The sequence below is a fragment of the Photorhabdus sp. RW14-46 genome, from assembly GCF_963887965.1.
In the GTDB taxonomy this organism is placed as follows: Bacteria; Pseudomonadota; Gammaproteobacteria; order Enterobacterales; family Enterobacteriaceae; genus Photorhabdus; species Photorhabdus laumondii.
In genome coordinates this window covers 42,754-55,342 of sequence record NZ_CAWPHH010000004.1, presented here as the reverse complement: position 1 = coordinate 55,342, position 12,589 = coordinate 42,754, and the positions used below count along the sequence as shown (strand labels likewise).

General features: G+C 39.9%; 10 protein-coding genes. 6 read left to right on the top strand and 4 right to left on the bottom strand.

The annotated features are described in order from the left end of the window. Window positions 1-22 precede the first annotated feature (22 nt). Both purU and AACQ38_RS04950 read right to left on the bottom strand, forming a co-directional pair. Window positions 23-871 (bottom strand): formyltetrahydrofolate deformylase, encoded by an 849-nt coding sequence (purU, locus tag AACQ38_RS04955; protein ID WP_011146727.1) that lies wholly within the window; start codon window positions 869-871, stop codon window positions 23-25. Between the two features lie 45 nt (window positions 872-916). After that, a complete protein-coding gene (locus tag AACQ38_RS04950; RefSeq protein WP_082302869.1) occupies window positions 917-1,378 on the bottom strand; it encodes a YchJ family protein in 462 nt (153 codons plus the stop codon). 158 nt (window positions 1,379-1,536) lie between these two features. On the opposite strand from AACQ38_RS04950, the gene rssB reads away from it, so the two are divergent. The 4 genes from rssB (at window position 1,537) to AACQ38_RS04930 (ending at window position 6,336) form a co-directional block, all read left to right on the top strand. Beyond that, window positions 1,537-2,562 (top strand): two-component system response regulator RssB, encoded by a 1,026-nt coding sequence (rssB, locus tag AACQ38_RS04945; protein ID WP_165577568.1) that lies wholly within the window; start codon window positions 1,537-1,539, stop codon window positions 2,560-2,562. A 393-nt stretch (window positions 2,563-2,955) separates the two neighbouring features. Next, window positions 2,956-3,948: a UTP--glucose-1-phosphate uridylyltransferase GalU gene (galU, locus tag AACQ38_RS04940; protein ID WP_207631788.1), complete on the top strand. Its 993-nt coding sequence runs from the start codon at window positions 2,956-2,958 to the stop codon at window positions 3,946-3,948. A gap of 23 nt (window positions 3,949-3,971) precedes the next feature. Continuing rightward, window positions 3,972-5,318: a UDP-glucose dehydrogenase family protein gene (locus AACQ38_RS04935; protein WP_165577567.1), complete on the top strand. Its 1,347-nt coding sequence runs from the start codon at window positions 3,972-3,974 to the stop codon at window positions 5,316-5,318. Between the two features lie 4 nt (window positions 5,319-5,322). After that, the gene (locus AACQ38_RS04930) at window positions 5,323-6,336 is read left to right on the top strand and encodes an NAD-dependent epimerase (protein WP_165577566.1); all 1,014 of its coding nucleotides are present in this window, start codon (window positions 5,323-5,325) and stop codon (window positions 6,334-6,336) included. A 298-nt stretch (window positions 6,337-6,634) separates the two neighbouring features. Here the strand turns inward: AACQ38_RS04930 and hns are convergent, their stop codons facing one another. After that, the gene (hns, locus tag AACQ38_RS04925; protein WP_011146721.1) at window positions 6,635-7,039 is read right to left on the bottom strand and encodes a histone-like nucleoid-structuring protein H-NS; all 405 of its coding nucleotides are present in this window, start codon (window positions 7,037-7,039) and stop codon (window positions 6,635-6,637) included. A gap of 645 nt (window positions 7,040-7,684) precedes the next feature. Between hns and AACQ38_RS04920 the strand changes: the two genes are divergently transcribed. Then, complete coding sequence (locus AACQ38_RS04920; protein WP_165577565.1) at window positions 7,685-8,290, top strand: thymidine kinase; 606 nt, start codon at window positions 7,685-7,687, stop codon at window positions 8,288-8,290. Window positions 8,291-8,532: 242 nt separating this feature from the next. Here AACQ38_RS04920 and adhE read toward each other — a convergent pair whose 3' ends face one another. Then, the gene (gene adhE, locus AACQ38_RS04915; protein WP_165577564.1) at window positions 8,533-11,166 is read right to left on the bottom strand and encodes a bifunctional acetaldehyde-CoA/alcohol dehydrogenase; all 2,634 of its coding nucleotides are present in this window, start codon (window positions 11,164-11,166) and stop codon (window positions 8,533-8,535) included. Between the two features lie 411 nt (window positions 11,167-11,577). Between adhE and AACQ38_RS04910 the strand changes: the two genes are divergently transcribed. After that, a complete protein-coding gene (locus AACQ38_RS04910; RefSeq protein ID WP_011146718.1) occupies window positions 11,578-12,222 on the top strand; it encodes a YchE family NAAT transporter in 645 nt (214 codons plus the stop codon). Window positions 12,223-12,589 lie beyond the last annotated feature (367 nt).

Below are 12,589 nucleotides of genomic sequence, written 5' to 3'. Positions count from 1 at the left end.
TTGGGCCTCAATTAATTCAGCTTTAAAGAATTACAGTACGGTTGCCGTAAACAAAAACCCGCTGAGCAAGAACCCAAAATAAAGCATGGCTCAGAACATTTTTTTCAACATCCCGGCCCGCTCTCATCATATCTTCAGCCGTGTATGTGTGGTCTATGTTAATGACCTTCTGAGTAATAATTGGACCTTCATCCAGATTATCATTCACATAATGTGCTGTTGCGCCGATGATTTTTACCCCTCTCTCATAAGCCTGATGATAAGGACGCGCCCCGATAAATGCAGGTAAAAAGGAGTGGTGAATGTTAATAATCTGATTTGGATAATGTTGGACAAATTCTGGTGTCAGTACTCGCATGTATTTAGCTAATACCACGTAGTCAGGTTTGTATTGGTCAATCTGGGCAATCAGTTTTTCATCATGTTGTTCACGGGTTAAACCCTCGTGACTGATTAAATGGAAAGGAATGCCAAATTGTTCAACCAATGATTGTAATGTTGCGTGATTGCCGATAACCGCAGCAATTTCAACATCAAGCCCGTCATAAGCGCTTTTCATGAGCAAATCCCCAAGACAATGCGCTTCTTTTGTCACCATAATGACAATACGCCGACGCCCCGCACTATTTAATTCCCGTTGAGAACCCACCGGTAGTGCATCATCTAAATCAGCAAGCAATGTCTCATCATTGAAGATTCCTTCAAGCTCAGTACGCATAAAAAAGCGACCAGTACGATGATCGACGAATTCATTATTCTGAACTATATTCAGTTGGTGTTTGTAGCAAATATTAGTAATTTTGGCGATCAGTCCTTTAGCATCAGGGCAAATAGTGCGTAAAATTTTCTTTTGTATATGTTGGTGTTGCATGGATGGGATTATCCTTAAATATTTTGTGTTTGCTGTTTATGGGCCTTAACCACAACATTTTTTGTATTTTTTACCCGAACCACATGGGCAGGGGCTATTACGGCCAATTTGAGGTTTTATGCCATCAATATAGTACCAATGCTGGTCTATACGAAGAAAACGTGAACGCTCATGAATAAGTTGCTTATCTTGGGATTTTTGATCAAGAAAGCAAGCTGAAAATTCAACATAGGCTTCGTTATCATTTTCGCCTTTTTCAGTTGTAATGACATTGAGTCCGAGCCACTGGGTAACAATAAAACTCTGTTCTATATCTAAACGCCACTTTTCAGCCTGGCAGTCAGGATGCCAACTGGTAATTAGATAATCGGCGTTGTGCTTTACATAGGCACTGTATCGGGAACGCATCAGTGATTCGGCAGTTTGGGCAAATTTTATGTTTTGGAGATAAGGGGAACAGCAATCCGCAAAATCTATTCCACTACCACAAGGACATAGCTCTGTCAAAATTAACTCCAATTGTAAAGGGTGAAATACCATTTTTATGGGTTTTCTATTGCAAAGAAACGTAAGAGAACAAATGATAGTCACTTAATTGAACTAATATGAGTGATAGTACCTAAGAAAAGGTGAAGGTCGCAATATTAAGGTAAGGGAGCGTATTTATGGAAAAGGCATTGGCAGGCAAAAAAATTCTGATTGTGGAGGATGAACCTGTTTTTTGTTCTTTGCTGGCAGGGTATTTGCGAACGTTGGGTGCTAAGGTATTAGTCGCATCTAATGGCGCTGTTGCACTACAGGTGCTAGGACGCGAAGCTCATGTTGAACTTATTTTATGTGATTTAGATATGCCGGTTATGAATGGCATTGAATTTATTGCGAAATTGACGAATGAGGGTATTAGCATTCCAGTTATTATTATTTCAGCGACTAACAAGATGGCCGAAATTGATGAAGTGCTTCGTTTGGGAGCAAAAGATGTTTTATTAAAACCGGTTTCAGATCTTAATGAGATAAAAAAATCGGTGTTGGCCTATTTACATCCTACGGTCTTTGTGTCTGGTGCGATTGAACAGAATAACTTGAATAAAGATTGGTTAACCCTAAAGCATAATTCGGATGAAGCATTAAATATGCTTAAGCAGTTACAACCCCCAGTTTCTCAAGTGATTGCCCATTGTAAAGTCAATTACCGAAAATTAAATATGATTGATAATCCAGGGTTAATTCTCGATATGGCGGCGTTATCTGACAATGAATTAGCTTTTTATTGTCTAGATATTAGCCGTTCAAAAGAGTATGGTGTGATTTCAGCATTATTACTTAGAGTCATATTTAACAGTTTGTTACAGGAGCATATCATCCACCATTCCCGGCGTTTACCCAATATGGCAGCTATTCTAAATAGAATTAATAAATTACTGGAAGGTGCAGGGTTACAAGGGCAATTTCCATTGCTGCTTGGGTATTATCATACGATCAATAAAACGGTTCTGCTCACTTCCGCGGGGTTACATGCCAGTATTAAGTCGGGTAATCGCCAAATCCAATTAGACAGTGGTGTTCCTCTTGGGACATTGAGAACGATTTGTTCGAACCAAGTTTGTTCTCATAGTGCTGAATGGCAATGTCGGATTTGGAATACAAATAGTCAAATAAATCTGATGCTTTCTTCAATGTATTCTGGGTGAATATTCCCAAGGTGGAATTTTGTTTAAAATGGATTTTAAACATCAAGTCACGGTAATGTAATTATACAGAATGGTGATGTTTATCGAAGAGAATTAGCTGGTATACTCCGCCTATTATGCTTGGAAATCTATCTAATCAGGCTATTTTATTTGCCGCTCTTTAGTACAAAGAACGGATTTAGCACTGCTCAGATGAAAGTGATAACTTTTTGAGTGGTCAGAAGGGTGAACGAAGCCGTGAACTTTTGTATGCATTGGTTCCTGCGTGCTGTTCGTGTGCGCGGTTTATTGACACAAAATAATCAGTAATAGTGATGCCTTATTAAAGAATTGGCACTGATTTTGAGTTGAAGACAGATTTGTTTCAGCCAAAAAACATCGGGAGAAAGGTTAATGCCATTAGTAAACGAACCATTAGTAGAAAAATCATTAGTAGAAAAAGTATCAGTAGAAAAAACATCAGTAGAAAAAACATTAGTAGAAAAAATAGTAAAAAAAGCCGTTATTCCAGTTGCGGGCTTGGGAACGAGGATGTTGCCTGCTACGAAAGCAATTCCTAAAGAGATGTTGCCTTTAGTAGATAAACCTCTTATTCAGTATGTTGTTAATGAATGTATTGCCGCTGGGATTAATGAAATTATCTTGGTGACTCATTCATCAAAAAATTCAATTGAAAACCATTTTGATACCAGTTTTGAGTTAGAAGCTATCCTTGAGAAAAGGGTGAAGCGTCAATTATTGGACGAAGTTCAATCTATTTGTCCAAGTCATGTCACCATCATGCAAACTCGTCAGGGAATTGCTAAAGGATTAGGGCATGCGGTGTTATGTGCCAAGCCTTTAATCGGTGATGAACCTTTTGCTGTGATACTGCCTGATGTTATTCTTGATGAATACAGTACAGATCTGACCAGATATAATCTAAGCGAAATGTTGGTTCGGTATAATGAAACGGGCGCGAGTCAAATATTAGTAGAACCTGTACCTCATGAAGAAGTTTCTAGTTATGGTATTGTCGATTGTCAGGGGGAAAATCTTCAACCCGGTGACAGCAAACTCATTAAGCGCGTGGTTGAAAAACCTAAACCGAAAGAAGCACCATCAAATCTTTCTATTGTTGGCCGTTACGTATTGTCCGAGAAAATTTGGCCGTTATTAGCAAAAACAGCACCCGGTGCCGGTGATGAAATTCAACTTACTGATGCAATTGCTATGTTAATAGAAAGGGAACCTGTGGAAGCCTATCATTTGCAGGGTGTAAGCCATGATTGCGGTAATAAGCTTGGTTATATGCAGGCATTTGTCCGGTATGGTATGAAACATCATGCTTTGGGCAAAGAATTTACGGATTGGTTAGTGGCGTTGCAGGATCAGGTTAAAGAATAATTTTACGGAAATTTAGGGGTTATATGAAAGTTACGGTGTTTGGTATTGGCTATGTTGGCTTGGTTCAGGCGGCGGTTTTAGCTGAAGTCGGTCATAATGTTCTTTGTATTGATATAGATGCAAATAAAGTTGAAAATTTGAAAAATGGCCAAATTCCCATTTTTGAACCTGGATTAGCTCCACTGGTGAAAAAAAATTATGAAGAAGGCCGTCTGAATTTTAGTACGGATGAAAAGGCCGGTGTGGCACACGGTAAATTGCAATTTATTGCTGTTGGTACTCCTCCTGATGAAGATGGTTCAGCAGATTTGAAGTATGTGACAGCGGTTGCTCGTACTATTGCGGAATATATGGATAGCTATAAGGTGATTATCGATAAATCTACGGTTCCTGTTGGTACCGCAGATAAAGTTAATGCCGTTGTTAATGAGACTCTGCGTCAACGTAATATTGATATTCCATTTGATGTGGTTTCTAACCCTGAGTTCCTTAAAGAAGGCGCGGCTGTTGCAGATTGTATGCGCCCTGAACGGATTATTATTGGGTGTGACAATGAAAGAGTCGTTGACCTAATGTATGAATTGTATGAACCATTTAATCGTAATCATGATCGTATGATTGTGATGGATATCCGTAGCGCAGAACTGACAAAGTATGCTGCTAACTGTATGTTGGCAACGAAAATCAGTTTTATGAATGAGATATCTAATCTAGCTGAAATGCTTGGCGCTGATATTGAACATGTTCGTCAAGGAATTGGTTCTGATTCCCGTATTGGCTATCATTTTATCTATCCGGGCTGTGGTTATGGTGGCTCATGCTTCCCGAAAGATGTGCAGGCGTTAATTCGTACCGCAGAGCAAATTGGTTATCAGCCTAAAATTCTTCGTGCTGTGGAGCAAGTGAATGAACTGCAAAAGCATAAATTGCCTTCTTTTGTAACGCGCCATTTCGGTGAAGATTTATCCGGTAAGACATTTTCTGTCTGGGGATTATCGTTCAAACCGAATACCGATGATATGCGTGAAGCATCAAGCCGTGTTTTGATGGAAGCATTATGGCAGGCCGGAGCCAAAATACAGGCTTACGATCCTGAGGCGATGCAGGAAGCTCAGCGTATTTATGGTCAGCGTGATGATTTATTATTGATGGGAACTAAAGAAGCAGCGCTTAAGGGAGCCGATGCCTTGATCATTTGTACTGAATGGCAAAGTTTTCGTGCGCCCGATTTTGATGTCATCAAAGAGTCTCTCAAAACGCCGGTTATCTTTGATGGCCGGAATCTCTATGATCCTGAACGCCTGCAATCCCGAGGTTTTACTTATTATGGGATTGGTCGTGGTGCTTCCATAATCCGGTTATCTGAGTAATACAATGAAATTCTTAGTCACAGGTGCTGCTGGTTTTATTGGCTTTCATGTGAGCCAGAGATTATTGCAAATGGGGCATGAGGTTGTGGGTATCGACAACCTTAATGACTATTATGATGTGAATCTCAAACAAGCACGGTTAGATCTATTATTTGATAGGTCAGGTTTTAAATTTGAAAAGCTAGATTTAGCTGACAGAATAGCCATTCCCGATCTTTTTTCGCGACACCAATTTCAGCGGGTTATCCATCTGGGGGCTCAGGCGGGTGTTCGCTATTCGTTGCAAAACCCAATGGCTTACATTGATTCGAATATAATAGGGCATATCAATATTCTGGAAGGTTGCCGTCACAATAATGTTGAGCATTTATTATATTCTTCTTCTAGTTCTGTTTATGGATTAAATAGAAAGCAACCGTTTTCTACAAACGATTCGGTTGATCATCCCGTTTCACTATATGCGGCAACGAAAAAATCAGATGAATTAATGTCTCACAGTTACTCTCATCTTTATCAGTTGCCAACGACAGGTTTGCGCTTCTTTACAGTATATGGTCCGTGGGGACGTCCTGATATGGCTTTATTTAAGTTCACCAAGGCCATGTTATCAGGGCAGCCTATTGATGTTTATAACCACGGTAATATGGTTAGAGATTTTACGTATATAGATGATATCGTTGAATCAATAATCAGATTGCAAGAGATCATTCCCACATCAAATGAGAGCTGGATGGTTGAAGATGGGCAAATATCTGCCAGCTCTGCCCCTTACTGTATTTATAATATTGGTAATGGTCAACCAACTAGACTAGGTGATTTTATTGAAGCAATAGAAGAATCATTAGGCATTCAGGCTAAGAAAAATTTCATGCCCATGCAAGATGGTGATGTTCTGTCGACCTGTGCTGATTCAAGTGGCATTGTCCAAAAAATAAGGTTTGCCCCAAATACATCTGTGAAGCAGGGTGTGAAGCAGTTTGTAGAGTGGTATTTGAGTTTCTATCATCAGTCTAAATAAGATAAGGAGCCGTTGGCTCCTTATCTATTGAATCAACGACCGTGACCAGAGAGAAGGAAATAGTTGTGCCTGTTTGATTATTAATTTATCTAGGCATTGGCTAAGTGAGTAACTAGCCTTGCTTTGTCATAAAGAAATGATACAAAAAACGGGCAACTCGACTAAATTCTTCTCAAGGATACTTATCTCGTTTGTACGATAGACGTTAATTCTTTTGTCAGCTAAGTTGTTTTACAATAAAAACACCCTTCTATTTTAAAAGGGTGTTTTTAATTAAATTAACTTGAAAAACAATGAATTAGAGTAAGAAACTTTCCAGCGTTCTTCCTTCGTCTTCAATTGCTTTTTTGATAACAGCAGGTGTACGTCCTTGGCCAGTCCAAGTTTTAGTTTCACCGTTTGTATCAACATATTGGTATTTAGCTGGACGTGCAGGACGTTTTGCTTTACCAGCAGATTTGCCGGCGCTCATTGTCTGAAGCAATTCGCTTGGATCAATTCCTTGGTCAAGAATCATTTTACGAACTTCTTCCAATTTACGTGTACGTTCCTCTAATTCAGCTTGTACCTGACTTTCTTCTTCACGACGTTCTTCAACAACGACGGTCAGTTTCTCAAGTATTTCATCTAAGAACTCAAGTTGGCATTCTCTTGCTTGGGCTCGTAAAGTACGGATGTTATTTAGGGTTTTTAAATCGCTCATTGTCCTGGTCTCAAATTATTAATGATGATGGCGGATGTGGATATAATAATAGAATGCTATTTTATTTTCTGCAATAGTCAATTTCTCATATTCCGATAAAATAGCTCTTTTTTTTTAAACGTAATTTCTTTACAAAAGTTATATAGCGCTTTTTATACAGCTATTTCGATTGTCATTCCCCAATAACATGTTCAGGGTACCTTTAACAAAGAGACGACATGATAATCTCTCTAATTTATAAACCAGGTATATACTAAATCGGTAAGTAATTTTAACTGTTTCTTATCATACCCGCTAAAGCAGAATAATACTAAGTTAAAAAAAACTTATGACTAATCCATGAGTTATCGCTGATTTACTGTTACCGGTTCCTGGAAGTAAATCACGCACATTATTAATTTGCATACGATATGCAACAAATCAGCCTGGCTTTCATTTTTTAATTTAAGCATGAACATTTGTCACTCAAATGCGTTTTATTACTCGGCTGGTGTGATGGTGGTCATGAATCATTAAGACATCACTAAGCTAAATATTTCGGTATATCAACCCGTGCAGCTTACTAAGATGGATAATCACGACTCAAGTTTATGGTAAACTCATCTGACTATATGGCTTTATAAATTTTGTTAAGGGGCAGGGTTGATGGCTCAACTTTATTTTTATTACTCCGCAATGAATGCTGGAAAATCGACATCTTTGTTGCAATCCTCTTATAACTATAATGAAAGAGGGATGAGAACGCTGGTGTTTACCGCAGAAATTGACACCCGGTTTGAAAATGGAAAAGTCAATTCTCGGATTGGATTATCTTCTGATGCACTTCTGTTTAGTCAACAGACAGATATTGGTGAGTTGATCAAAAATGAAAATAAGCAGGCAAAAGTGCATTGTGTGCTTATTGATGAGTGCCATTTTCTCACGAAAGCACAGATTGAACAGATATGTAAGGTGACTGATTATGATGATATTCCGGTTCTTTGTTATGGGCTGAGAACTGATTTCAGAGGCGAGCTTTTCAGTGGTAGCCAGTATCTTCTAGCATGGGCTGATAAGTTAGTTGAATTGAAAACTATTTGCTATTGTGGACGCAAAGCGAACCGTGTATTACGTTTTGATAGCGAAGGTGTGGCCATTTATGATGGCGAGCAAGTTGATATCGGTGGTAATGAAAAATATGTGTCTGTTTGCCGTAAGCACTATATGGAGGCTATTAATGAGGCGAGGAAAAACAGAAAAGACAGCGTGTAATGGATAGATTTCTGTGAAGCGATTGGATGTTCTGTTTGAGAGTTTGTATTAAGAATATACCTAATGGATTTCAAGATGGATCGCGACGGCAAGGGAGTGAATCCCCGGGAGCATAGATAACGATGTGACCGGGCAGCCAACAAAGAGGCAACTTGAAAGATAACGGATATAGAGCAGCGTAAGTTAAAGGATGCTGATATCAGCACCCTTAAGTAGTATTTAATCAGTTAATAAATTTGTTCTTATTGGCTTTTTTCTGTTGCAACGGTTTCTGTGAATTCTCGTCCATAGTATGAATCCAACAGCAATTGTTTTAGCTCAGAAATCAGCGGGTAGCGTGGGTTAGCACCGGTACATTGGTCGTCGAAGGCATCTTCAGATAACTTATCAATTTTTGCCAGAAAGTCAGCTTCTTGAACGCCCGCTTCACGGATAGATGTCGGGATACCTAGCTCAGACTTGAGCTCTTTCAGCCAGGCTAACAGTTTTTCAATTTTTGTGACAGTATGGTCACCCGTAGCCGATAAACCAAGATGATCGGCAATTTCAGCGTAACGACGGCGGGCCTGTGGGCGATCATATTGACTGAATGCAGTCTGTTTGGTTGGGTTATCGTTAGCGTTATAGCGGATAACGTTACAAATCAGCAATGCGTTAGCCAAGCCATGCGGGATATGGAACTCAGAACCCAGTTTATGCGCCATAGAGTGGCATACCCCCAAGAAGGCATTAGCAAATGCAATCCCTGCAATAGTTGCTGCATTATGAACCCGTTCACGGGCAACTGGGTTCGTGGCCCCTTCATGATAGCTGGTTGGGAGGAACTCTTTCAGTAGTTTTAGCGCTTGCAGTGCTTGTCCGTCAGAGTATTCGTTTGCTAAGACTGATACATAAGCTTCTAAAGCGTGAGTGATTGCATCCAGCCCACCAAAAGCACAGAGTGATTTCGGCATATCCATGACTAGATTGGCATCAACAATAGCTATATTAGGCGTCAATTCATAATCAGCCAGTGGATATTTCTGGCCGGTTGCATCATCAGTGACAACCGCAAATGGTGTCACTTCAGAACCTGTGCCGGAAGTTGTGGTAATGGCGACCATTTTCGCTTTAACCCCCATTTTAGGGAATCTATAGATGCGTTTACGGATATCCATAAACCGTAGAGCTAGCTCTTCGAAATGCGTTTCAGGGTGTTCATACATCACCCACATAATTTTGGCCGCATCCATTGGGGACCCTCCCCCCAGAGCAATAATGATGTCCGGTTTGAATGAGTGCATTTGTTCCGCACCCTTACGAACAGTGCTTAGGGTAGGGTCTGCTTCAACTTCAAAGAAAACTTCTGTTTCTATCCCGTGGGATTTCAGCACATCAGTGACTTGATCAGCATAACCATGATTAAATAAGAAACGGTCTGTTACGATAAAAGCGCGTTTTGCACCGTCGGTTGCAATTTCTTCTAATGCCACAGGCAGGGAGCCGCGACGGAAGTAAATGGATTTCGGAAGTTTATGCCACAGCATATTTTCTGCTCTTTTCGCCACGGTTTTGGTATTGATGAGATGTTTGGGCCCTACATTTTCAGAGATGGAATTTCCTCCCCAAGAGCCGCAGCCTAGTGTCAGAGAGGGGGCAAGCTTGAAGTTATAGAGATCACCGATACCGCCCTGAGAAGCAGGAGTATTCACGAGAATACGAGCTGTTTTCATTTTATCGCCAAAATACTTGATTCGTGCGGCTTGATTGTCCTGATCGGTATACAAGCAAGAAGTGTGACCAATTCCGCCCATTTCAACCAATTTTTCTGCCTTTTCTACGGCATCTTCAAAGCTATTACCACGATACATAGCGAGCAGTGGAGACAATTTTTCGTGAGCAAAGGGTTCTGCTTCATCAGTTAAGCTCACTTCTCCAATCAAGATCTTGGTCTTTTCAGGAACATTAATGCCTGCCATTTCGGCAATTTTTGTTGCAGATTGACCAACGATTTCCGCATTTAGACTACCGTTTTTCAGAATGATATCTTGAACAGCTTTCAGTTCCTTGCCTTGTAACAGATAACCGCCATGAGTAAAGAAACGTTTACGCACCTGATCATAAATTTCATCCACCACGATAACGGATTGTTCTGAAGCGCAGATGACGCCGTTGTCAAAGGTTTTAGACATCAGAATAGAGGCAACAGCGCGTTTAATATCAGCTGATTCATCAATGACAACCGGGGTGTTACCGGCACCGACGCCGATTGCGGGCTTACCAGAGCTGTATGCCGCTTTTACCATACCTGGGCCTCCGGTCGCCAGGATGAGATTGATGTCTTGGTGGTGCATCAATGCATTGGAAAGTTCAACGGAGGGTTCATCAATCCAGCCAATAATATCTTTTGGCGCACCCGCGGCAACCGCAGCGGATAGAACCAATTCTGCTGCTTTGGTTGTTGCTTTTTTGGCGCGTGGGTGGGGTGAGAGAATAATGCCGTTACGGGTTTTTAGGCTGATGAGGGCCTTAAAAATAGCGGTAGATGTTGGGTTAGTGGTTGGCACGATACCGCAGATTAAGCCAATAGGTTCGGCGATAGTGATGGTGCCGAATGTTTTATCCTCAGACAAAATGCCGCAGGTTTTCTCATCTTTATAAGCGTTATAGATATATTCGGAAGCAAAGTGGTTTTTGATTACTTTGTCTTCGACAATGCCCATACCGGATTCTGCTACGGCTAATTTTGCTAAAGGGATACGTGCATCTGCCGCTGCAAGGGCTGCTGCGCGGAAGATTTTGTCAACTTGCTCCTGAGAAAAGTTAGCAAATTCACGTTGTGCTTTTTTTACCCGAGCAACGAGTTCGTTCAGTTCAGTAACATGAGTTACAGTCATAAAGAAGTACTCCTGGAAAATATTAAAAACCCTTTAATATCAATGAATAAGTATTTTTTAGACCATTTAATTGGGTGATTTTTTGGTAACTACAGGTTACCATTTGGTATTAAATATATATTGATCTTAATCACATAAATTCCCAAGCTGATTCCTTTCAGCTTGGGTCAGTGATAATTATTATTGATTGGGTTGTAAATAGCGTTAAAAGGTTGAATTTTTAATCTAATAAAAATATCGGGTTAACAACTTGTTATATAAGATATTTTAAATTAAAAAAAGCGTTGTGGTTGATGGAAAAGGGAACTTCGCCAGTATAAAGTGAAGAAAAAATTAAGTTTTATATGATCTTTGGGAGAGCAATCATGAGAATGTTTTTAACAACACAGCGTAACTCAATAGAGGTTCTTCGTGGGTGACTTACTGCTGGATCTGCCAGGTTACATTAAGTTTTTTGTTGGGCTATTTGCACTGGTCAATCCTGTTGGTATTTTGCCGGTTTTTATCAGTATGACTCACTACCAAGCCCAATCGGCGCGTAATAGAACTAACTTTATTGCCAATATTTCTGTTGCCATCATTTTATGGACAGCTTTGCTGTTAGGTGACTTGATACTGCGTATGTTTGGCATTTCCATTGACTCTTTTCGTATTGCCGGTGGGATTTTGGTTGTGACCATCGCGATGTCGATGATTAACGGTAAACTTGGAGAGGACAAACAGAATAAGCAGGAAAAATCAGAAACAGCCGTTAGAGAAAGTGTGGGTGTGGTGCCGTTGGCATTGCCGTTAATGGCAGGTCCCGGTGCAATCAGTTCTTGTATTGTCTGGAGTTCTCGTTATCAGGGATGGCAGAATTTTATTGGGTTGATGCTTACCAGCGCGTTGTTTGCTTTTTGCTGTTGGTTATTGTTTCGATCTGCACCTTTAGTCGTCAAATATCTTGGGCAAACAGGCATTAACGTTATCACCCGAATTATGGGACTGCTATTGATGTCTTTGGGGATTGAACTGATTGTGACAGGGATCAGAGCGCTATTCCCAGGGTTGCTTTGATATGATTTACGATAAAAGGTGCTAGCTTCCTTTCTAGTGAAATTACAAATTATAATATTCTTATCATTTTTATTATAAAGCCTATTTCATAGGCTTTTCTCCCTTCTTTTATCGGTACTTCCTGAATTTTATACAAATAACCCAATATTTTTCTAAATTATTCTTTCCTGTTAGTTCAATGTGTAACTGGTTGCTTCCACCACTGTTTTGTGATGAATGTAGGTTTTTAATTTGCATTGATTGCAATTTGTTAAAATTATGTTTATTTTCATCTTTAGTCTAGCTTTGTTTACTATTTTATTTAAGTGTTAAGTTGATAATGCTATACATATCAATTAGTTATAATGAATTTTGGGATATTTTATCA